This is a genomic window from Streptomyces sp. NPDC090025 (assembly GCF_044748125.1).
Taxonomy (GTDB): domain Bacteria; phylum Actinomycetota; class Actinomycetes; order Streptomycetales; family Streptomycetaceae; genus Streptomyces.
Genome location: NZ_JBIVFL010000004.1, coordinates 65,960 through 87,833 on the forward strand (window position 1 = coordinate 65,960; position 21,874 = coordinate 87,833).

At 71.4% G+C, this 21,874-nt stretch carries 18 protein-coding genes and 2 CRISPR repeat arrays; of the genes, 6 read left to right on the plus strand and 12 right to left on the minus strand.

Features of this window, described 5'->3' with window-relative positions:
- Positions 1 to 12: 12 nt before the first annotated feature.
- A complete protein-coding gene (locus ACIPXM_RS12845) occupies positions 13 to 381 on the plus strand; it encodes a hypothetical protein (protein WP_401654872.1) in 369 nt (122 codons plus the stop codon).
- 73 nt (positions 382 to 454) lie between these two features.
- Here the strand turns inward: ACIPXM_RS12845 and ACIPXM_RS12850 are convergent, their stop codons facing one another.
- Positions 455 to 1,555 carry a phosphotransferase family protein gene (locus ACIPXM_RS12850; protein WP_401654873.1) on the minus strand — a complete coding sequence of 367 codons (1,101 nt, stop codon included), beginning with the start codon at positions 1,553 to 1,555 and terminating at the stop codon, positions 455 to 457.
- 83 nt (positions 1,556 to 1,638) lie between these two features.
- Positions 1,639 to 2,760, minus strand: a complete 1,122-nt coding sequence (locus ACIPXM_RS12855) for a hypothetical protein (protein WP_401654874.1) — start codon at positions 2,758 to 2,760, stop codon at positions 1,639 to 1,641.
- Between the two features lie 431 nt (positions 2,761 to 3,191).
- Between ACIPXM_RS12855 and ACIPXM_RS12860 the strand changes: the two genes are divergently transcribed.
- From ACIPXM_RS12860 to ACIPXM_RS12870, 3 genes are all read left to right on the plus strand, one after another.
- Complete coding sequence (locus ACIPXM_RS12860; RefSeq protein WP_401654875.1) at positions 3,192 to 3,377, plus strand: hypothetical protein; 186 nt, start codon at positions 3,192 to 3,194, stop codon at positions 3,375 to 3,377.
- 26 nt (positions 3,378 to 3,403) lie between these two features.
- Positions 3,404 to 4,141 (plus strand): VOC family protein, encoded by a 738-nt coding sequence (locus ACIPXM_RS12865; RefSeq protein WP_401654876.1) that lies wholly within the window; start codon positions 3,404 to 3,406, stop codon positions 4,139 to 4,141.
- Positions 4,142 to 4,212: 71 nt separating this feature from the next.
- Complete coding sequence (locus tag ACIPXM_RS12870) at positions 4,213 to 4,518, plus strand: DUF6114 domain-containing protein (RefSeq protein WP_401654877.1); 306 nt, start codon at positions 4,213 to 4,215, stop codon at positions 4,516 to 4,518.
- On the opposite strand, the gene ACIPXM_RS12875 is transcribed toward ACIPXM_RS12870, so the two are convergent.
- The 10 genes from ACIPXM_RS12875 to ACIPXM_RS12920 form a co-directional block, all read right to left on the minus strand.
- Positions 4,496 to 4,642 carry an SCO1431 family membrane protein gene (locus tag ACIPXM_RS12875; protein ID WP_401654878.1) on the minus strand — a complete coding sequence of 49 codons (147 nt, stop codon included), beginning with the start codon at positions 4,640 to 4,642 and terminating at the stop codon, positions 4,496 to 4,498. The two genes, ACIPXM_RS12870 and ACIPXM_RS12875, sit on opposite strands and share 23 nt — an antisense overlap.
- A gap of 341 nt (positions 4,643 to 4,983) precedes the next feature.
- Positions 4,984 to 5,866: direct repeats of the CRISPR family, unit length 29 nt; unit sequence GTGGTCCCCGCGCGAGCGGGGGTGTTCCG.
- Positions 5,867 to 6,025: 159 nt separating this feature from the next.
- Positions 6,026 to 6,367, minus strand: a complete 342-nt coding sequence (gene cas2e, locus ACIPXM_RS12880) for a type I-E CRISPR-associated endoribonuclease Cas2e (protein ID WP_401654879.1) — start codon at positions 6,365 to 6,367, stop codon at positions 6,026 to 6,028.
- Complete coding sequence (cas1e, locus tag ACIPXM_RS12885) at positions 6,355 to 7,413, minus strand: type I-E CRISPR-associated endonuclease Cas1e (RefSeq protein ID WP_401654880.1); 1,059 nt, start codon at positions 7,411 to 7,413, stop codon at positions 6,355 to 6,357. The genes cas2e and cas1e overlap by 13 nt, the downstream gene beginning before the upstream one ends.
- A gap of 14 nt (positions 7,414 to 7,427) precedes the next feature.
- Positions 7,428 to 8,198: a type I-E CRISPR-associated protein Cas6/Cse3/CasE gene (gene cas6e / locus ACIPXM_RS12890; RefSeq protein ID WP_401654881.1), complete on the minus strand. Its 771-nt coding sequence runs from the start codon at positions 8,196 to 8,198 to the stop codon at positions 7,428 to 7,430.
- Complete coding sequence (gene cas5e, locus ACIPXM_RS12895; RefSeq protein ID WP_401654882.1) at positions 8,195 to 9,058, minus strand: type I-E CRISPR-associated protein Cas5/CasD; 864 nt, start codon at positions 9,056 to 9,058, stop codon at positions 8,195 to 8,197. The genes cas6e and cas5e overlap by 4 nt, the downstream gene beginning before the upstream one ends.
- The gene (gene cas7e, locus ACIPXM_RS12900; protein ID WP_401654883.1) at positions 9,055 to 10,233 is read right to left on the minus strand and encodes a type I-E CRISPR-associated protein Cas7/Cse4/CasC; all 1,179 of its coding nucleotides are present in this window, start codon (positions 10,231 to 10,233) and stop codon (positions 9,055 to 9,057) included. The genes cas5e and cas7e overlap by 4 nt, the downstream gene beginning before the upstream one ends.
- 81 nt (positions 10,234 to 10,314) lie before the next feature.
- Positions 10,315 to 11,136 carry a type I-E CRISPR-associated protein Cse2/CasB gene (gene casB, locus ACIPXM_RS12905; protein ID WP_401654884.1) on the minus strand — a complete coding sequence of 274 codons (822 nt, stop codon included), beginning with the start codon at positions 11,134 to 11,136 and terminating at the stop codon, positions 10,315 to 10,317.
- A 135-nt stretch (positions 11,137 to 11,271) separates the two neighbouring features.
- Entirely contained in the window at positions 11,272 to 12,861 is a 1,590-nt protein-coding gene (gene casA / locus ACIPXM_RS12910; RefSeq protein ID WP_401654885.1) for a type I-E CRISPR-associated protein Cse1/CasA, read from the minus strand.
- Positions 12,862 to 13,172: 311 nt separating this feature from the next.
- Positions 13,173 to 16,118 carry a CRISPR-associated endonuclease Cas3'' gene (locus ACIPXM_RS12915; protein WP_401654886.1) on the minus strand — a complete coding sequence of 982 codons (2,946 nt, stop codon included), beginning with the start codon at positions 16,116 to 16,118 and terminating at the stop codon, positions 13,173 to 13,175.
- Positions 16,119 to 16,321: 203 nt separating this feature from the next.
- Positions 16,322 to 17,200: direct repeats of the CRISPR family, unit length 29 nt; unit sequence CTGGTCCCCGCGCAAGCGGGGGTGTTCCG.
- 90 nt (positions 17,201 to 17,290) lie between these two features.
- Positions 17,291 to 18,685: a peptidase C39 family protein gene (locus tag ACIPXM_RS12920; protein ID WP_401654887.1), complete on the minus strand. Its 1,395-nt coding sequence runs from the start codon at positions 18,683 to 18,685 to the stop codon at positions 17,291 to 17,293.
- Positions 18,686 to 18,847: 162 nt separating this feature from the next.
- Between ACIPXM_RS12920 and ACIPXM_RS12925 the strand changes: the two genes are divergently transcribed.
- On the plus strand, positions 18,848 to 19,492 hold the full coding sequence (locus tag ACIPXM_RS12925) for a uridine kinase (RefSeq protein WP_401654888.1): 645 nt from the start codon (positions 18,848 to 18,850) through the stop codon (positions 19,490 to 19,492).
- 306 nt (positions 19,493 to 19,798) lie between these two features.
- Complete coding sequence (locus ACIPXM_RS12930) at positions 19,799 to 21,688, plus strand: AAA family ATPase (RefSeq protein ID WP_401654889.1); 1,890 nt, start codon at positions 19,799 to 19,801, stop codon at positions 21,686 to 21,688.
- Positions 21,689 to 21,874 lie beyond the last annotated feature (186 nt).

Below are 21,874 nucleotides of genomic sequence, written 5' to 3' on the forward strand. Positions count from 1 at the left end.
GGGAGATTCTCCATGCAGGAGCCTGTTGATTCCGTCGACATCGCCGACGAGCTCGACGCGTACGACACCTTTGAGATGTTCCGGGTGATCTGCCCGGACTGTGAGCAGCCGATCGCGCTGCTCGCGGACGAGGACGTCCTGCCGGAGCACGCGCTGTGCCCGACGCCGTGGAACCCCTTCGTCCTCACCGTGTGCTCGGGCACCGGCCGCACGGCGGTCGACACCGACCCGGCGGACGAGACCCTGGAGGTCCAGGAGCAGGACACCGCGCTGCTCCTGACGCTGCCTCAGGGCCTGGACTGGCGGATGCAGCCGTTCTCGCACGTGGGCGGTCCGGGCTCGCGCCCGATCAAGCCGGCCCAGCTGCGCCGCGCGGCCTGAGGCACGTGCCCCGCGCCCCGCGGGGTGGCGGGCCGGTCGGGCGGCCGTGGCCGCCCGCGCCGACCCGCCGGTCTCACCAGTAGTCGCCCCGCACCATCGCCGCGAGGGTGGCGTGGTGCAGGATCAGACCGTCGACGTTCTCACCCTTCGCGGGCACCTCGACCTCGCCGAAGTACGCCTGCCGGTAAGCGATCCTGAGCATCACGATCGCGTGCCGCAGCGCCGCGTACAGGGTGTGGAACTCCATGTCCCGGGGCGTGTGGCCGGTGAGTTCGGCGTACCGCCGCTCGACGGCTTCCCGGCGCAGGAAGTCCGGCAGGCCCGGCTGGCCGAAGCTCACCGTGAGGTCCTGGAAGAAGCGGTGCAGATAGACCGTCCAGCCGAGGTCGACCTCGCGCGGGGCGTACGCCGCCATCTCCCAGTCGAGCACGGCGGCGGGCGTGAACCCGTCGTACACGATGTTCCCGATCCGGGCGTCGCCCCAGTTCAGCACCGCCGGGCCCTCGTCCGCGGGCCAGTGCGCCTCCAGCCAGTCGAAGGCCGACTCGATCAGCGGGGACGGCGCGAGCCCGGCCACCACCCAGGCGTAGTAGGCGCGTTGGGCGTCCACATGGCGGCGCAGCGGACTCCCCTCACCCTGCGACAGCAGGAACTCCGCCCGCTCCGGCGGGAATTGCTGATGCAGCCGGGCGACGATGCCGACCGACTCGGCCTCCAGAGCGGCGCGTTGGGCGTCGTCGGCGGCGTGCAGCCAGTTCCCCTCGTAGGTGTACGGCATGACGTCGGGCGGCACCCGTCCCTCGGCCCGCGCCATCACGAAGAACGGCGCCCCGAGCGGCTCGGGGTCCTCCTCCAGCCACAGCGCCCGGGGCACCGGCAGGTCGGTGTGCTCGCCGACCAGCCGCATCACCGTGTGCTGGCGGGCCATGTCGTACACGGGGAAGACGGTGTACGCAGCGGGGTCGGCCGCGAGCCGGAGCGCGCAGCCGCGCACCGGGGCGTCCGGGTGCTCCAGGTCGAACAGCAGGGTCTCGCTGGACATCCCGTTGGACCCGGGTACGGCGAGCCCGGAGACCCGGGCGCCGGGCAGCCGGGTCGCCAGCCAGGCCCCGAGCCGGCGGCCCAGTTCCTCCGGGTCACGGGTGGTGGTGCGGGGTCGGGGCGCGGTGGCCATGGGCGGGCTCCTTCACGGGGCGGGCGGCACGGGGGCGCGGGTGAGCGGCGGGCGGACGAGGGGCGACGGCTGTGGGTCGGCGGCTACGGGGCGGTGGAGGTGTAGTCGGCGAAGCCGCTGGGGTCGTGGCGGCCGAAGGAGCCGTGCTCGAAGATGCCGTAGCCGATCCGGCCGTCCAGGGTGAAGCGGGCCGCGTGGTCGGTGACGCCGTACGCGGCCATCGGGTGGGCGGCCGGGTCGGAGAGGTCGTACACCCGACGGTCGGTCCAGTCGCGGCCCTGCCAGCTGCCGTGCTGCCAGTCGGTGGCGGGCGGGTATCCGGCGCCGACGGCGAGCGGCGAGGAGGCGAGGATCTCGACGCCGATCTCCAGCGGCTTGCCCGCCGGGTCGGTGAGGTGGACGACGGCCCGTTCCGGGTCGCGGGTGCCGGGGCGGTAGCTGATCTCGGTGCGGGGCCAGCCGAGTTGGGTGTCTCGGTCGCCGTCGCGGACCAGCACCGCCTCGTTGAGGGTGCGGTAGCCGTCCGCGTCCTCCTGGGCGATGACCATCACGAAGCGGTCGTCGAACCGCATGGGTATCCAGAGCCAGTGGAAGCCCTCGGGCCTGAACTCCTCGGCGCGGCCCGGCTCTTCGCCGGGGATCGGCCGCACGCCCCAGCTGCGGTCGCGGGTGCCGGTCCACTCCCCCGCCGTGACGGCGAACTCCTCGCCGCCCGCCCGGATGGCGCCGGTGACATGCCCTGCCTGCACGAAGCGGCGCCCTTCCAGGATCAGCCGCCCGCCGCGCCGCTGGGTGTGGTGCGGCTCCCAGACGGCCGGGAAGTCGCCGGTCCAGGTGAGCTCGAAGGAGAGCCCGTCGGGGTCGGCGGGGTCGGGGTCGCAGGTGAGGGTGAGGCGGCGGAGGGGTTCGTCGACGGTGATCCGGAGCGGGCCGACGGCGAGGTTCATCCGGTCGTCGCCGAGCGCGTCGGAGGCGCGGACGGCGTGCAGCCGGTCGCCGACCCGCAGGGTGGCGTAGGCGTCGACGACCCCGGCGTTGGGGTAGACGCCGAGCCCGGCGATGAGCAGGGCCCTGCCCTGGTGGTCGAGGACGTGGAAGATGCACCGGTCGTAGGCGTTCCGGTCGCCGCTGACGTGGTGCTTCATGGAGAGCGGGGCCTGGTGCACGGGGTATTCGTCGAGCGGTACGGGCCGGTCGTCTGACACGTGTGACCTCCTGGTCGGCGAGCGGGAGTTGACGGTACGTCAGAAACGGTGCGGGAGACCAGAGCCGTGCGGCGTGACGAGGCTCGCGGTCGGGGGCGGGGGTGGGGCCTGGTTGCGGGCCGGGGTGGGGCCGCCGAGGCCGTACGCGTGGCCCGTCGCGGCCGACCCACCCCGGGGACGCGTCGAACTGCCGCTCGAACCGCTCCGGCGGTGACCGTCGACCAGCACCGACCGTTGGTCCGGTCATGACCACGCTGTATACGACACCCAGCGGATACGGCCGACACCGGCAGTCCGCACCGCTCCCGCTCCCCGCAGCCGTCCCGCACCTTGAAGAATCGGTTCAGCAGTTGCCGGCGCCCCTGCCGGTCCCCGCACCCGCTCCCCCCGTCGCGGCGCCCGTTCCGGCGCATGTTGCGGCTCCCGTCCCGATGGCGGTACTCGCCGATCCGCCGATCTACCGGGCGGTCCTCGACCTCTGGGCGAGCCACGGCCGCACCCTGCCGGGCCACCTCGACCAGGAGTGGCGCACGCTGGCCGCGGGACCGGTGTGGGCGGGCCGTACGGTCCGGGTCAGCGGGACGCTGCTCCGGCCAGGGGGTCACGGCGGCCTCTGAGACCGTCGAATCCTAAGATCTCCGGCATGGCCACACGACTTGTGCAGATCAACATGAAGGCTCAGGACGACGCGGCGCTCGGCCGGTTCTGGGCGGAGGCGCTCGGCTGGGGCATCGACAGCGAGGGGCCGGGTGTGACCAACCTCGAACCGGTCGGCTTCACGTACCCCGATCCCACGGCCGTCTGTGTCGACATCATCGCCCGCCACGAGCCCAAGACGGCCAAGAACCGGGTGCACCTGGATCTCGCCAGCACCTCGCTCGCGCACCAGGCGGAGCTGGTCGCGCGCCTGACGGCGCTCGGCGCGACCCCGGCCGACGTGGGCCAGGGCGACGTCCCCTGGACGGTGCTTGCCGACCCGGAGGGCAACGAGTTCTGCGTCCTGGAGCCCCGGCCCCTCTATGAGGGCACCGGGCCGATCGCCGCGGTCGTGGTGGACTGCGCGGACCCGCGCGCGATGGCCGCCTTCTGGGGCGAGGCGATGGACTGGACGGTGCACGAGGTGGCCGACGACCACGCGCGGCTGCGCTCCGCCGCGGAGGTGGGCCCGTACCTGGAGTTCGTCCGCACCCCCGACGCCAAGAGCGGCTGGAACCGCGTCCACCTCGACATCGCCCCGTACCGCGGCGACGACCTGGCGGCGGAGGCGGACCGGCTGCGCGGCCTGGGTGCCACGGACCCCGATTTCGACCAGTCCGAGATCTCCTGGACGGTGCTGGCCGACCCGGAGGGCAGCGAGTTCTGCCTCCTCACGCCCCGCTGACGCGATGCGTTGACTCCTGCCGGCCACGGGCCTACGCTCCGCCCCGCCCGGCCGGTCAGGAGGAGGTACGGATGAGGACGTCCCTGGCGCTCGGCGCGGCGGGCCTGACCCTGCTGCTCCTGACCCTCGCCGCCCCGACCACCCTGGCCCCGCTCGCCCTGTCGGGCCTCACGGGCCTCGCCGGATCCCTGACCCTCCTGGCGGCCTCAGCCCTGACCCGGCCCCGCCCCCACACCCGCCCGACCCGCACGGCCGTCGCCCTCGCCGTCTGCTCCTGCACGGCGACGGCGCTCGGCGGCTATCCGGTGGGCCTGGTCCTGGGCATCGTGGCGATCCTGACGGCGCGGGGCCGCGTCACATCAGACCGAGCTGCGTGACGAACATGGCGAGCACGACCACGAGGGTCCACCCGGCGAGATGCTCCAGGACCTTCGGCCCCTGATCCTTGGGCCCACCGGTCCGCGCACGCAGACGGGCGGCGACATGGGAATTGGCAGTCATACGCCCCACGTTCCCACCGCCCGAGCCGACCGTCAGCGACCCAGATCACCCTGCCGCAGCACCGCTGGTCCACGGCCCGCCGAGCCGGCCCCCAACCGCCGTGCACCGCACGCCAGTCGACCGCCCCGGAGCGAGACGGCACCCCCACCCCCTGTGTCGAACACCACGCCTCTCCACAAACCACCCGGCCCCGCACGATGCCCCTCCCTTCCTTGCGGCGCCCCACGCTCCCAAGCCACCAACGCCGGACACCCACCTCTGCCAAAATGACCCTCATGCGCCACCACCACAGCAGGGGTAAAGCCCAGGCAAAGCCCGCCTGAAGCCGCAGGTCAGGAAGAGTGGTCCCCGCGCGAGCGGGGGTGTTCCGCTGATCTGCGCGCTGTGGGCCGTCGAGAGCGGGTGGTCCCCGCGCGAGCGGGGGTGTTCCGCTGCCGCCCTCGTGCTCGTGGGGCTTCTCGTCGTGGTCCCCGCGCGAGCGGGGGTGTTCCGCCGCACATGCGGCCGAGGTGCCAGCTCATCGGGTGGTCCCCGCGCGAGCGGGGGTGTTCCGTAGGCGGGGCCCGCCTCGTCGCCCAGGCCGCCGTGGTCCCCGCGCGAGCGGGGGTGTTCCGTCCTTGGGCTTGCCGATGATGCTCTGCTGCACGTGGTCCCCGCGCGAGCGGGGGTGTTCCGCAGGGAGCGGACTTCGGTCCGAGCACCTACGTGTGGTCCCCGCGCGAGCGGGGGTGTTCCGCCCATGCCCGCGTCTATCTCGTGCTCCAGACCGTGGTCCCCGCGCGAGCGGGGGTGTTCCGCACCGGGCGGGGTGGCGGCCGGACCGGCTGCGGTGGTCCCCGCGCGAGCGGGGGTGTTCCGTTGTCGCGCACCTCGACGGCTGTCTCCGGCAGGTGGTCACCGCGCGAGCGGGGGTGTTCCGGCACCCGGTAGCGCCGGCCTCTGCGCGTCATCGTGGTCCCCGCGCGAGCGGGGGTGTTCCGCATGGTCCAGGCGATCGCGGAGTACGTCACCGGTGGTCCCCGCGCGAGCGGGGGTGTTCCGGCGATGTTGACGTTGTGCAGACGGGTCCGCATGTGGTCCCCGCGCGAGCGGGGGTGTTCCGGATGACGGACATCAGCACGGAGCCGGTAGTGGGTGGTCCCCGCGCGAGCGGGGGTGTTCCGCCCGGTCGGTGCGAAGGGCCGCGCGAGGCGGAGTGGTCCCCGCGCGAGCGGGGCTAATCCGACGCAGCCGCTCGGGCCCGATACCTGCCGCCGCGGCGCACCCAGCCGCTTCCCACCACACACACCAGTTCACAGCCCGGACCCAGCGCCACCAAAGGCCCACGTGAAGACCACCTACCGTGGCACACGTTCAAGAAGCGCCCCGGCTCCGCAGCGAGCATCAGTCCAGCGGCCCCGCAGCCCGCGACTGAGCACCCACCCCACCCACCCCCGCCTCCTCCGGCCGCATCGCAATCAGCGTGAGCCCGTCGAAATCCACCGGGACTCGGCGTCGTTCACCGGCGGTGAGCAGGGTGTAGCCCTGTTCGTTGGCGTCCGGGTGGGCGAGGAGCGCGGCGCCCGTACCGATGGACGCGCTGACCGTGGCCCACAGTTCGTCGCGGACACGTGCCGAGAGCGAACCGATGTAGATGCCCGGGGCCGGTTCGGTCATCCAGCGGGTGAGGGCGCCCCGCACGTGGTCAGGGACAGCGGTGGTGGCGAGGACGGTCATGGAAGGCATGGTTCGGCTCCGCCCTCCGGCGCACCGGAACTATCGGATGTATCGGACGGCTCCGCCTCGGTCACGACCGTACCGGCGTAGTTGACGCCTGCGGGCACGGAGCCCGTTTCGGGGTCCCAGAGGTTGACCAGTTCGACCGCGTGCCCATCGGGGAGCGGGGCCGTGTCGTCCGGGGAGAGGAGTGTCTGGATGTCGTTGACGATGCGCGGCAGGAGCTTGTAGAGGCGGAGTCCCTCGCGGAAGCTGCGGCGCGCCATGGCTTCGGGTTGGGGCGAGTCGTGCAGCGAGAAGGCAAGAGGAATGGTGAGTTCTGCCTTGTACAGGTCGGCGATGTCGTAGACGAGTGCATGCTGCTTGCCCTGGTGGACGAAGCCGAGGGCGGGTGAGCAGCCGAGGGCGACGATGGCGGCGTGGGTGATTCCGTAGAGGCAGGTGTTGGCGGACGAGAGGGCGAGGTTGACGGGGTCCTGTTGGTCCCAGGCAGCGGGGTCGTAGGAGCGGCGGAAGCGTCCGATGCGATGTTGTTGCGCGAGCAGTTTGTAGAGGGCCTTGACTCGTTGGCCCTCGAGACCGCGCAGGCTGTTGAGGGGGGTGTCCGGAGGGACCGCGATGTTGAAGCGCCGGTGGTACATGCGTTGGGCGACGGCGAGGCGGCGCTCCGGATCGCTCCATTGGTGCACCTGCGCTTCGAGCCATCGGGTGGTCAGCGCGTCGGAGGTGGTGGTGGAGTAGCAGCGGACGCCGCCCGATCCGGTGCAGACGACGGTGGTTCCGTGGCGGGCGAACGTAGCGAGGGCGGGTTGGGTGATGGACGTCCCGGGGCCGAGCAGCACGCAGCTGAGGGCGGCCGTGGGGATGTGGACGCGGGTGGTCTCGCCGTCCTCGGTCGTGGTCTCGGCGCTGACGCCCGTGTCGTCCTGGACGATGCGGACGATGTCGGCGTACAGGAAGGACAGTGAATCGGCGATGCGGGGCAGCATCGCGAGTGTCGGCGCGGCGATGCGACGGCGTGCGGCGCTGTCGCGGCGGGGCGTGGAACTGGTCATGGCCTCGTGGCTGGTCAGGTCGCGGGGTGGGCGGGGGCGAGGCTGAGCAGTCCGCACCCGTAGGACTTGGCTCGGCCGATGCCGTGCAGGAGCGCCTGCCGCAGGGCGTCGGCGTCGCGAATGGTGGCGGTGCCCTCGAAACGGGTGCCCTTGTGGTGGACGGCGGTTCTGTCGGCTCGGCCGGCCCCCGCTCCGCCGTGCCAGGCGGTGAGCGTGTCGCAGGCGTCGGACTGGAGGGTGTGGAGGGTGAGCCCGGCCTTGTCCGCGCGTTCGGTCCACCATGCTTCGGCATCGGGACCGTACAGCGTGAGGGCCTGCTTCCAACGGCCTTCGGTGCTGTTTCGGCCGCAGCGCTTCACCGCGTTCCCGAGGAGCCGGTAGTGGACGCCCAGGCCGGGGCGAAGGGCGTCGAGGAGCGGCGTGATGCTCTTGGTCCGGGCGTGGGCGTAGTCCGCCGGGAGGCGCTCGAGGTCAGGGGTGGTCCGGGTCTGGACGAGCAGGGCGGGCGCGCCGGGTGCTCCCTGGTCGAGCCGGAAGAGGAGACCGCTTCGGGCGCGAGGACTGTCGCCGAGTCCGTCAGGGACGAGGCTCATGACCCTGCGATGCAGCGCGGCGGCGTCCCGGAGGTCGTACTGGACTGCCTTGCTGGCGAGGTTGAGGCGCAGGAGGGTCAGCCAGGTGCCGGTGAGCCGGGCGTCGTCGGCCCCTTGCTCGGACGGGGGAGCAGTGTCCGTCCCGGTCCTGGTGCCGGTCTTGGCCTCGGCGCCTGTGGTGGTGTGGGTCATGCGGATACGTCCTGGGGCGTCGTGGTTGTTCCGAGGTAGGCGAGCAGGGCGTCGAGGTAGTCGCTTCCGTAGCCCGCGCACAGGTCGACGGGAAAGGTGCGGGTGGTGCTGTAGGAGCTACGGGTGCGGTAGACGCGGTCGTGGGGGGTGAGACGGACGGGGTCGTCGTTCAGCGAGGTGATCACGCCCCGGGCGGACAGGGGGTCTGCTGTGGCGCCAGGACCGGCATCCGTGGGGCTGAAGGGCGCATCCGCCGTGAACCGCACCTGGACCGTGCTGCCGGAGGTACGGGGCCGGGCGAGCGGAAGGCTGGTCCGCAGGTCGGCCAAGGGGTCGTCGCGTCGGGCGGCCAAGAGGAAGGGGGCGTTGGGCGGGCAGGAGCGGCGGCCCAGGTACGGAGGCCAGTGGGGCGCGGCGAGGGCGTCCGCACACTCCTGGAGGAGGCGCGCGGGGTCGGGTGCGTGGGGCGCGGTGACGGCGATGGTGAAGACGGCGTCGGCCAGATAGTGCCGGTGGGAGACGATTGTGGTCTGGCCCGCGCCACGGCGGCCGCCCTTGGCGGTGGGCACGGTGCGGTGGGCGGGCAGGCCGCCGCCGACCGTCTGGAAGTCCCTGAGCCGGGTACCGGGGCGGTCGTGCCGGATGGTGAAGCGCAGGTGGCCCAGGCGCTCGAAGGAGGTCGGGGTGCCGTCGGCGGCGGGGGCGGGGGCGGCCTCGTGCCGGGGAATCCCAAGCGCGGCGGCGACCATGCCGATCAGACCGGAACGGGTTGGGTGGGCCACGGTGTCGCGGTCGTTGAAGGCGCTGTGCTCGCCCCAGGACTGCAGCGGCCCGCCAACCTGCAGCAGGAATCCGGTCACGCCTCTTCGCTCCCGCTATCGGCGACGCCGCCGGGGAGAACGCCGGAGAGGCCATCGGAGACGGCGGCTGAGAGCGCGGCGGCGACGAGGGCGGGGAAGGACGCGGTGCGGGAGCCGAGGGCATCGCTCGGGGAGTCGTCGATTCCGGCGTAGCCGCCATACACCCGGCCGCCGTCACCGAGGAGCAGGGCAGCCTTGGAGGCGTACGTGTTCAGCGCCTTACGCGAGGGTTCCGACCAACCGTTTCGGGTGGCCTGGACGGGCTGTTCGAAGGCGGCGGCGAAGGAGACGGGTCGGTCGGAGCGGACCGCGAGGTGGACGAGGTCGGGGAAGGTGTGCGGGGCGGTGGAGTTCTTCTTCGCCGGGGGCATGCTCCGGATGAACTCAGTGAGGAACGCTTCGGCGAGTTCGCGCGCCGTGACCGGGTCTCCGGTGTTGCGGGTCAGATCGGCGAGGTCGAGAGTGGCATAGCGGTAGAAGACGCCCGAGCTGTACTCGGCGGTGTTCATGTGCGCGCTGCCCGCGTCGGAGGCCCACTCGTCGATGTCGTCGACTGCGGTGAAGAAATCCGCCTGTACGGAAGTGGCATGGGTGGTGAAGGCGTGGGCCACCTGGACCGCGCCGTCCACACCCGCGCCGGGGATCTCGGCGAGCATTCGCCCGAAGAGGGCGATGGACCCGTTGCGGGATCGGAGGATCTCGTGGATCGCGTCCTTGGGGAGCTGAGGCTTCGACGCGGCCTTGGTGCCGAGCGCCTTCTCCAGGACGTCGCGGTGCTTGTCGGCGATGTCGGCCAGCAGTCCGGCCGCCTCGTCGGGCAGGAACAGCAGTGACGCGGTGGTGGCGTTGTCGTCCAGGTCGAGCTTGGACTCGGCCGACCTGATGATCTGGACACCCGCCAGCTCCGCCAGATCCTCCGGCCAACCGCGCTCCTCGGTCAGGATCTTGGCCACCCGGAGCGGAATCCGGCGGGTGCGACGGGCCTTCTGTCCGATCGCGGCTTCAACGGCGTGGCGGGTGGGCCGCTTCCACGACTGGCTGGAGACCCTCGTACGGGTGGTACCGCCGTAGATCACGGTCTTGGGCGAGCCGAGGTCGTCCCGGTTGACGTTGCTGTAGGGCAGGGTCTGCAGGATGTGCACGTCGATGTAGCGCGCGCCCGGCGACGGGGTCATGTGGTGGTTCCTGTTCCTTGGTCGTGGTCCTGGAGGCGTGAGGCTGGGCTCGATGGCAAGCCGATATGAGCGGAGTGGGCGTCAGGCGCTGGGGTCCGCGCGGCGAAGCGTGCGGTAGTAGTCCTCCAGCCACCGCAAGGTGACGTCGCCGCGCCGGTACGGCCATTGCACGAGGTCCGACAAGAGGCGCCCGTAGTCCACCGCGAGGCCCGCGGATCCGAGCTGCCGTACGAGCGGCGGCAGCATGCGGTGGACGTTGTCGATGTCCTGACGGACGAGAAGGTGGAGTCTTTGTTCCACCCCGCTGATCTTCTCCGCCCGATCGGGAGGGGGTGACGCACCGCCGGTCGGGGCGGCGGCGCGGTCTCGGTCTCGGTGAGCGTTGAGACCGGCCAGGGTCTCTCCCAGGCTCGTCCCCCAGGACGCTTTCGGCTCCGGGCGCTCGACGCCGGATTCACGAGGGGTCCGGCCACCGGCCTCCTGGCCTGCTCGCTGTGCGGGTACGTCGCCTGCTCGCTGTGCGGGTACGTCGCCTACCGGCGGGGCGGGTTCGTCGCCCGCCGACGAGACGGGTACGTCCGTACGCGCGGGCTCGTCGTCCGCTCGACGCTCCGCCCGCGGTCGGGCGGCCACCAGCGCGGCCACGGCGTAGAAGGCCCGCTTGTCCGTGTTGCTCAACCGCCCTGGCATCAACCCATGGCGCAGCAGGGCGGCATGGGTCCGCCCAGGCATGTCGTCCAGGGTGCGGCCGAGCCCCGCACGCAGTGCTTGCTGCGTCCCAGGACACCGACACAGCTCGAGAACCTCGCTGACGAAGGTGTCGTAGCGCGCCAGCGCCTCGTGGCGTACCGGTGGTGGCCTCTCGCCTTCCGGGCGGGTGAGATCTGGGGGACTGCTGTTCAAGCTCATCGATCCTTCTCGGCGTAGGGGCGTTCAAGGAGGCTGAGGGATCCGGGGCGTGGGATGGACGCCCCAAGGAGGAACGGCCGCCCGCTAGCACAGGAGGTGCGGACCTCGCGGCGACCGGTCCGGCGAAGGTCAGGCGCGCTGCCGGTCGAGCATGCTGCGAACGAGGCCGCGGTGCGCTTCCCTGGCCTTCGCGCCTCGCGGCTGGACGGCGATCGGGGCCGTCAGGTCGTCGAAGACGCGCAGGGCGATCGCTCCGAACGCGGCCAGGGCCGCCGAGAAATCCTCGTTGTCGAACAATTGCCAGAACTGCTCCTCGGCGGCCGGCCAGAACGCGGCCAGCGCCTGCTCGGGCCAAGGACCGGAGCCACGTTCCTTCTTCTTCCGGCCGCTCCCTGCATCGTCCCCGAAGGGAAGGGTATACGTGCGCCAGGTGGCGTGGAGGGCCTTCTCCAGCCTCCAAGCAGCGTGCTCGGCGGCCTCCCGCCCGGCCTTGATCCCGAGAGCGAGTGCCCGGTCGGGTGCGTCGCGGGAAGCGGCGAGCAGTGCGAACAGCGGGGGTGTGACGGCGGTGAAGTAACTGCGGTCTCGGGTCTGCCCGTCCTGGTCGAACCCGTAGGCGACCACGCGCAGGTGGGCGGACGTATCTTCGGGGAGCTGAGTGCCGGTGAGCGACTCGAAGATGCCGGGCCGTCGGCTCCTCCCCCCGCGGTCCTGGAGAACCAGACCGTCCAGATCCCGCCACATGGCTCGCTCGGCGTCGGCTCGGCGGGGATAGAGCGTGCCGTCCTTGGCCTCGTCCCAGATGAGGTACGGGTCGTCGACGGGAGGGCGGTTGTGGCGCAGGGCCCAGGTGATGGTGGCGTCGATGGCATGCCCGCCGTCTCCGGAGGGGTGCAGGAGCACGGCGTGCTGATGCCGGTCGGTCAGCAGCTGCCTCGGCCCGGCCGACGGTGCGGCCGGTTCGAGGGCCGCGATCGGTCGCGGGTCCTCCCAGGGGCACCGATCCGTCCGGCCGGGCTGCGCACTCGGCCGCTCGGGGAGCGGAAGGCCCAGGAGCAGGGTGTCACGGAGGTTCCGGCCGAGGGGGTGGCAGGACAGCACCCGCCGCAGCGGACCGGCGTTGACGTTCCCGTACTTCTGGCCGTCGACGGTCCGCGGTGTGCACTGCCCTGAGGGCCCGTAGTAGAGCTGTGCGATGAGATGCAGCACGGCCTCTTCGGAGGGCAGGGGTACGGGGTCGTCGTCGCTGAAGTGTCCGAAGAAGACCTGGTTGTTTCCCGCCGGGCGCCCCAGCACCAGTTTGTTGATGCCGGAGGTCGAGGCGCACTCGTGAGCGAGGCGGGCGTCCTGGAGGAACGGACGTTCTTCGTCATAGAGCCTCAGCCCGTCGGCATGATCGACGAAATAGTCGAGCACCCGCTCCTGGTCGAAGCCCCCTCCGTCCTCCAGCAGCTCGAACCGCGCGTCCAGCCACGGATCGGGGCCGCTGTCGCCGGTCATCGTGTCGAGCCCGGTCACCCTGGCCGTGATCGCGCACAGCACCCGCATCAGTCCGGCGGCAGCGGGCGGTGAGGCGACCGCGAGTCCGGTGAACTCGTGTGCTCGGAGGAACAGTTCACGCAGCCCTACTCGCACCGTGGCACCGCTCTGCGTGGCGACGGGAACCCAGGGCATCGCGTCGAGCGGGTAGCGAGCGTCGTGGGAGGCGGGTTCATGCATAAGTTCGGACCTCGAGGGGGAGACAGAGTGGAGGCGCCAGGAGTGAGGCGACGTGGCAGGCAGGCCCTGCACTGGAGGGGCCGCGAGGGTGCGTTTCTCCGCGAGGGCGGAGGTGAACCGATGGACACTCGTGGCAGGCGGGAACAGCAGACTCGTTCCCCGCGCAGGCGGGGGTTCCGCGGAGTTGGCCCGGCTGGCTGCCGGGCCAACTCCGTCTGTTCTCACCAACGTTGGCGGATCCACCGTAGCCTGACTCAATGCCTCTGAACCTCGCGTTCGAAAAGATGGATACTCGCGTCAGGCGATCCGTCTCAATCGGTTCGCTCAGTGGCCAGTCCCAGCACCCGGTCGTACGTGATCCGGAGATCTCCGATGCACGCCCCCTCCGGCGGCCGCCCGTCGCCCGGACAGCGGTGGGGCAGAAGGACCACCGAGGCGAGGCGCGGCTCCTTGGCCCAGGACTTGGGGGGTTGATGCGCCGGGCCGCAGTGCGCTCGCCATGGTCCATAGGCCAGCGGAGCCACGTGAGCGAGCAGGTCGCGGACCTCACGGCGGGTGAACCGCCCTCGTGGTGCACTGCCGTGCAACGGCAGAGGCATGGTGCAGTGCTCGTCCAGCCATCGGCCGTCCTCGTCCTCGTAGACGGGCAGCACCTGTACGGAGTCGATGCCGAGGCGGGTGCGGACCAGGTCCTCGTCGGCGTCGCTGGTGGTGAGCGAGTGCAGCGACAGGACGCGATGCGGCGGCGGGATGGCGACCATCTCGGCCATGCCGGTACTCGCCATGTCGCCGGCGAGTCGCTCGAAGTCGCGTTCGAGGAGGGCGTCCGGTTCGGCCGAAGCGAACTCGGGGGCGTAGACCTGATCGACCAGTCGCTGCACGTCCCCCGGTACGGCGATGGGAGCGCCCCGCAGGCCGGTGAGCAGGTCGAGCGTGCGGTGCAGGAGTGAGGGCGAGTAGACCTCTCCCCACGAGGGCGGCGGTTCGACCCTGCCGCTGCGCGCGCCCTTGCCGACCGGAGCGAGGACGACGACTCGTGGACCGTCGGCCCAGGAAGGGCGCGGGGGTGCGGGCGTCAGATGGCGCCAGACGCGGCCTGCGCGCTGCAGGAGCATGGCGAGTGGCGCCAAGTCCGACACCACAAGATCGAAATCGAGGTCGAGTGACTGCTCGATGACCTGAGTGGCCACGAGCACGGCTCCCCGCGCGCCGGTCGGACGCCGCACCCCGGGCTTGTCCGTCCTTCCGAACCATGACTCCGCTTCCGCGGTCAGCTCCGCACGCCGGGCAGCAGGGAAGCGGGCATGCAGCAGCCGCAGGTACGGGCCGGCCGCCGCGTCGCACCGAGCCTGATCGTCTTCCGCGCGGTCGTCCCACCCCCGGTAGTCGTCGCCGAACCGGGAGCGGTAGTGCACACGCAGCGCCTCGTGGGTTCGCTGGGCTTCGGCGACCGTCGTACAGATGACCGCCGCGCATCCGCCATGACGTGCGACCTCGTCGAGGGTCTCCAGCAGGACGCCGAGACGGCCCTGCGGATGAGCGGAATCGTACGTGTGGGTCACGCGGCGGACGTCGATGGCAAGGTCGCGCTGCTGCTCGCTGGCGAGCGGCTCCGACGGTTCGATCACGCGGCTCGCGTCAGCCGGTACGTACAGCCAGCCCGGGTAGGCGGGCGACGGTACCTGCGGCGGCGCGCCCGTCGGCGACGCTCCGGACAGATAGGCGCGGATCATCCCCCGCGCGATGTCCCCGGTCAGGGTCGCCGACATGAGCACGATCGGGATCCGCAGGGCTCCCAGCCACTCCAGCAGGCGCAGCATCAGGGCGTGGGTGTAGGCGTCGTAGGCGTGGGCCTCGTCGATGACGACGGTCTTGCCCGTGAGGCCGAAATGCCGCAGTGCGTTCCTCTTGAGCGGGAGGACCGCCATCAACGCCTGGTCGATCGTGCCGACGGCCAGGGGCGCGAGAATGCCACGTCCACGATCGCGGAGCCATCGCCCGGCCACGACCGACACGTACGATTCGACGCCTTCAGTGTCCTCGTGATCGCACAGGACCAGCGGTTCGGCCCGCTCACGGGCCTCCGGAACGGACAGCGGGTCGCTGTAGGGCCCGTAGAGGTCTGCGGCTCCGTGGAGCAGCGTCAACTGGGCCGAGGAAGCCAGGTTTGTTCGGGCGAAATCGACAAGACGGCCGTACATCTGATTGGCCGTGGCCTGCGTGGGGAGCGCGAAGAAGATGCCTTCGGCTCCGCCCGCCTTGCCCATCACGGTGGCCGCGTAGAGGGCGGTCTCGGTCTTCCCTTCCCCGGTGGGAGCGGAGATGAGCAGGATCCCGGGCCCGTCGAGCCGCCCCTCCCCCAGCCCGGCCTCGACGCTCGCCTGCAGGGGTCGCGGACGCGCGATGCCGGGGAACACCTCACGGAACGCCCCGCCCTTGAACTCCACCCGCCCCAGGCCGGCGTCCTCGATGAGCCCGGGGGCCGACTGCTCCATTCGCCGCGCGTGCGCCAACAGTGCGGCGGGCGACGCCAGATCCACGGCCGACCGCACGGCACGCTGCTGACCTTCCACCACGTGCTCCTGGCTGGCGATCCAGTCGGAGACGATGACCATCCCGGCCAGGACCACCGCCAACGACACCGGAAGCGCACGCGCTTGAGGCACCGGCGGCTTCCCCAACACCTCGTGGAGGGCCCGAAAATGCGACTCCCGCTGCCGGGCCCATTCCTTCGCGCCGAGTTCCGGAACGTCCATCAGCGGATCGTCGAGGTGTCCGCGTTCATGATCAGGCGGATAGCAGCCATGATGTCCACCGAGAACCTGTGCGACCTGCGTCAGCAACCAGCCCGCTGGCCGCCCTGACCGCGGATACCCCAGATCCGTCAGCAACGACGGCAGCGCGACATGGGTCGCGTACTCGTGCCGCATGCGGGCCACCTGACCACCGGTGCTCCGGTCGTACTCGTACCCAGTCTCGGACAGAAAGCCCCTGTGCCGCGGACGCTTCCGGAACAGCATGTCCTGAAACGGCGGACTGATCTTGCCCAGGTCGTGCAACCCCGCCCAGAACATCACGTTCCCCCGAGCGTCTTCGACCCCCAACCCCAGCGCATCAGCGATGCGTCGCCCCCGCCGCTCCCCCAGGACGCGATCCCACAGGGCCCCGCAGACCATCGCCGTGTCGACCAGATGCCCGATCACGGGATAGGGCTCGGCCAGCCCTTCGGACTTGCCACCTAACCGGGCATCGACCACGATTCCTCCTCCTGTCGCTCCGAGGGCGCGAGTCCATCACATGACACTGACAACGCGTGCCGGAGTGCACAACTCCCAGTGGGCGAGGTGGACATGCTTGCGCGGCGGGCTCCACGCTCTGCCAAGATGAATGGGTGGGCTTTGACGTCGCCTTGGTCGGCAAAGAGATGGCAATGCGGTTCTGAACGTGCAGGTCGGGAAGCCTGGTCCCCGCGCAAGCGGGGGTGTTCCTTGGCCCCGGGCCGTCCGGCCTGACCGGCTGCCCTGGTCCCCGCGCAAGCGGGGGTGTTCCGGAATGGGCGACCGTCCGGGACATCACCAACCGCTGGTCCCCGCGCAAGCGGGGGTGTTCCGACCACTCGCGCACGGAGTTCACCGCCACCAGCCTGGTCCCCGCGCAAGCGGGGGTGTTCCGCGCTGCACGCGCTGCGGAAACTCGTCACCGGCCTGGTCCCCGCGCAAGCGGGGGTGTTCCGCGGGTGGTACGGGGTACCGGCCAACCGAAAACCTGGTCCCCGCGCAAGCGGGGGTGTTCCGGAAGTGCTCTTCCGACTGCGGCTGATGCACCCCTGGTCCCCGCGCAAGCGGGGGTGTTCCGCCCCGGCGGGGCTGCGGGCCTTGCTCGCGGGCCTGGTCCCCGCGCAAGCGGGGGTGTTCCGGCGGCCACTGTGCCCCGCTTGACGACCCCTCACTGGTCCCCGCGCAAGCGGGGGTGTTCCGACCGCGAAGCGCGTCGTGCCCGTGAAGAAGGCCTGGTCCCCGCGCAAGCGGGGGTGTTCCGACCGGCACCGCCGGACAGACCCTCATCGCCTCCTGGTCCCCGCGCAAGCGGGGGTGTTCCGGTAGGTGCATGGTCACTCAAACCCCCGCCGGCTGGTCCCCGCGCAAGCGGGGGTGTTCCGTCGTAGACGCGCGGTGGCCAGGGCCGCTGGATCTGGTCCCCGCGCAAGCGGGGGTGTTCCGTAGCCGCGCACCTCGAACGCGGCGCCCCTTCACTGGTCCCCGCGCAAGCGGGGGTGTTCCGGAGGCGGAGTTCTTGCAGCGGATGGTCGAGCGCCGTCCCCGCGCGCGGGGGTGTTCCAGAGGCCGGAGGTGAACGCGGTCAACGCGATCGCTGGTCCCGCGTAGGCGGGGGTGGTCCGGCAAAGCGGGACTCCCAGGGGGAGTCCCCCTCACAGCACCCCCACAGCCTCCAACGCCCTCCGCTGCCCCGCGCTCGGCCGCTCCGGCCAGTACAAGTAGCAGACCCCGCCCGTCCCCGACACCACCTTCCCGCTCGCGTTGTACCGCTTCGTGCGGAGCCAGATGTTCTCCCACTCCCTTCGGCGGTAGACCCGGCGGACCGCCGGGTTCGTCGGGGAGGCGGGGTCGTTCGCGATGATGTCGCCGGTCGGGGTGAAGCCGATCACCGTCATCAGGTGGCCGGAGGTGCCGTAGCCCGCGCCGGTGAGTTCTTCCTTCAGGAAGGACTGGGACGTTATGGCCGGGATGCCCGCGCGGACCAGGGATTCCAGTTCGGTCAGGGAGCGCAGGCGGGTGACGACCGCGTTCATGTCGCGGTAGCCCGCCGCGTAGGCGGCGTTGAAGGGCCAGTTGCCGCAGCCCTTGTACTGGTGGTCGTAGGTGTAGCGGGCCGCGTGGCAGACCTGGGGGTCGGTGTAGTCGGGGTTCACCCAGGACAGGTCGGCGGGGGTGGGGCGGCGGCCCCAGTACTCGACGATCATCTGGGAGGAGGTGGGGCTGCACCATGCCTCGCCGCCGTTGTCGTACTCGGGGTACTGGCCGACGTGGGTGTTCTGCGAGTAGCGCGGGACGATCAGTTCGTGGCCCCGGCCGGGGGCCGACGCCGGGACGGTGAAGCGGTCCGGGATGTCGGAGGCCATCGCGCCGAGGCGCCAGACCGTGGGGGTGCGGGTGGTGCCGGGGGTGCGGAAGAGGGTGAGGCGGAGGCGGTACGAGGTGAGGCGGAGGCCGCTCGCCGGGTCGTCGACGGAGAAGGTGTCCGTCCAGACGGTGGCGCGACCGTCGGTCTGGTCGTCGACCGAGGTGCGGCGGATGTCGGCGTCGCCGGAGGCCCAGCGGCCCATCACGAACCAGGGCGTCTCCTTGCCGTCGCCGTACGTGCCGCGCAGTTCGACCTGGAGCCAGGTGCCGGGCGGGGTGTGGGCGTTCCAGGAGGCGATCACCTCGGTCGCCGGGACCGTGGAGGTGTGGGTGGGTGAGGTCCAGCTCGCCAGCTCCCAGGTGCTGGTGCGGCCGGTGTGCGGGTCGGTGTAGTCGGTGCGGCCGGTGGGCCGGTCGATCACCAGGCCCGGCCGCCGGCCCGAGACCGCGCGGGTCCCGGCCGGAGTGCCGCAGCGCCAGTCGGTGTAGGTGCTCCAGAAGCGGTTGTCCACCAGGCCGGGGGCCGGGGCGTGGCCGCGGTGTCCGTCCGCCGCGCACGCGGCCCGGTCGGCGCACGCGGGCTCGGCGGGCTCGGCGGCTTCTGCTCCGGTGGCCGTGCCCGCCGCCGCGGCAGCGGCGGCGAAGGCGGCGAGGACGGTACGGCGCGGAGTGGCAGGGGGCATGGCGGTGACCCTCCAGGCGGTGCGAGCGGACGGCTGCGCGCCCCACTATGACGGCGCCCGCACCCCTCGGGCCAGCGATTCGACGCGTGCCGCCGGACCAATATGGGTCTGGACCACTGGCGTCGGCCACCCGGCTGACCTGCGTCGCCTACCCTGGGTGCCATGTCCGGACTCGATCATGCCGCCGCCGCGCTGCGGCTGCTCCCGCCGTCCTGCGGACCGGTGCGGCTGGTCGCGGTCGACGGGCACGCCGGATCGGGGAAGTCGACGCTCGCCGGGCGGCTCGCGGCCGCCCTGGGGGCGCACGGCGACGGGCCCGCGCCGGTGCTGCACACCGATGACCTCGCCACCCACGACGAGCCCTTCGCCTGGACCGGCCGGATCCTCGACCAGGTGATCGGCCCGCTGTCCCGGGGCCGGACGGCGCACTACCACCCGTACGACTGGAACACCCGCGAGTGGCGTCCGGCCCGGCCGCTGGAACCGGCCCCGGTGGTGCTGGTCGAAGGCGTCGGCGCCGGTCGGCGGGCGCTGCGGCCCTTCCTGGCGCGGCTGCTGTGGATGGACCGCGGCCCCGAGGAGTCCTGGGCGCGCGGCCGCCGCCGCGACGGGCCGGCGCTCGCCACCTACTGGGACGGTTGGACCGTGGCGGAGACTCGCCATTTCGCCGAGGACCCTTCGCGGCCGTTCGCGGACACCTTGGTACGGGAGCGCGACGAGGGCTGGGAATGGCTCCCTGGGCCCGCTGTGACAGCGGGCCCGAACCAGATCATCACCCACCGTGACGACTCCCCGGCCGCAAACTGAGTGCGCGGAAGTCCGCTTCCGCAAGTGCCTCAACGTGGCTTGACCCAAGGGGCGTACAGGTCTTACGTTCTGAATGTGCGGCTCTCCGGAGCCGCCGCGGACGCGAAGCCCCCGGTTGTTCCCCCGTGATCGGGGGCTTCGTTCCGCCCCGGTGATCACCGAGTGTCACCGGCCCGGAACGGGCCGCGGATCGCGTCGATCACGGCGGATCGCCTTCTTCTCCCTCATCACGCACCCTCTGCGCAGGTACGATGCCCCTCGGTGCGGTCAATTCCCGTCCACGTGTAGACGGTTGTGGGGGACCCGATGGACTTCGGCACACAGGGCGCGCATGCCCCCGCCGAGCTCGCCTGGCTGCGCGGAGTCGACGCCTACACGATGGGCGCCTATCCGCAGGCGGAGGAGGAGTTCCGTACGGCGGTGCGCATCGACCCCGGCATGGCCGACGGTTGGCTCGGTCTGCACGCGCTGCGGGTGGACACCACGACCGCGTTACTGCGGATGTACCGCAACCGCGACCGGTTCGGCGAGCAGCGCGCGCGACACCGCAGAACCCTCAACTCCTGGTACTGGCTGGGCTGGTGGGTGCAGCCAGTGCTCGAATCCCCGCGCGACCTGCTGCTCGCGCACGCCTCGCACTGGCTCGACGGGCGCCATGTCCCCGAACTCGACCGGGCGTTGGCGGGACTCCCGCCGGTCGACGCCGATCCGCAGGTACGTTTTCTGCACGCCTGCCGCTCCTATCTGGTCAAGGACTGGGAGCAGTTGGTACGACACACCGAGCCGCTGGTCGACGATCCGTTGCTCGGCATCGAGGCCGGACTCTTCGGCGGCATGGCCCGGGTACGGCTCGAGATGTACGGGCAGGCCGAGCCGCTGCTCGCCACCGCGCTGATGCGCTGCCGCAGCGAACAGCCGCAGCGCAAGGAACTGCGCTACTGGCTGGCCCGGGCGCACGAGGGCACCGGCCGCACCGCCGCCGCGCTGCCGCTGTACCGGGCGGTGCACCGGATCGACCCCGCCTTCATGGACACCGCTGCCCGGCTCGCCGCGATCGCCGAGTACGACGGCTTCGACGGGCCCGACGACCCGGTCGGCTACGCCCCCGCCATGTACGGCGGGCTCGGTCAGGACTCCGTGGACGGCGAACGGGCCGACCCCGAGCCGGGGCCGGGAGACGGCCTGCTGGTCAAGCCGGAGGCCGTGGTGCCGACGGCCGCGCCCGAACCCACCGAGTTCGTACGGCAGAAGGCGGCGGTCCCGCCACAGCCCGCGCCGCCCCGCTTCCCGGCCAGTCCCACCGACCCGGCACTGCTCGCCGAGGCGCTGGCGGAGCTGGAGCGGATGGTCGGGATGGAACCGGTCAAGCGCCAGGTGAAGGCACTGTCGGCGCAGCTGGAAATGGCCCGGCTGCGGGCCGGGCAGGGCCTTCCGGTGCAACCGCCGAAACGTCACTTTGTCTTCTCCGGCCCCTCCGGCACCGGCAAGACCACCGTCGCCCGCATCCTCGGCCGGGTCTTCTACGCGCTCGGCCTGCTCGGCGGCGACCACCTCGTGGAGGCCCAACGGGCCGATCTCGTCGGCGAGTACCTGGGCCAGACCGCGGTCAAGGCGAACGAGCTCATCGACTCGGCGGTCGGCGGCGTGCTCTTCGTCGACGAGGCGTACTCGCTCTCCAACTCCGGCTACAGCAAGGGCGACGCCTACGGCGACGAGGCCCTCCAGGTGCTCCTCAAGCGGGCCGAGGACAACCGGGACCACCTGGTGGTGATCCTGGCCGGCTACCCCGAGGGCATGGACCGGCTGCTCGCCACCAACCCCGGACTCTCCTCGCGCTTCACCACCCGGGTCGACTTCCCCTCGTACCGCCCGCTGGAACTCACCGAGATAGGCAAGGTGCTGGCGGCGGCCAACGGTGACGGATGGGACGACGAGGCCCTGGAGGAGCTGCGCTCCATCAACGGGCACGTCGTCGACCAGGGCTGGATCGACGAGCTCGGCAACGGGCGTTTTCTGCGCACCCTGTACGAGAAGTCGTGCGCGTACCGCGATCTGCGGCTCTCGGGGTACGGCACCACGCCGTCCCGGGACGACCTGGCGACGCTGCGGCTGCCGGATCTGATGCAGGCGTACGGGGAGGTCCTGTCGGGCCGCGGTCCGATGAACCGCGGCCCGCAGGAACCGCCGGGTATCTGATCCGATATCCCGGATCTAATATTCGGATCGAGTATTTCGGATCCACGATTCGGATCCACGATTCGGATCCGATATTCGGTATCCCGGATCTGAGATACGGGATACGGGATACGGATGTTGGATCCAGTCTCCGGGACATCGGATATTGGATCCGGTGTCCGGGATGTTGGATCCGGGACCCCGGGA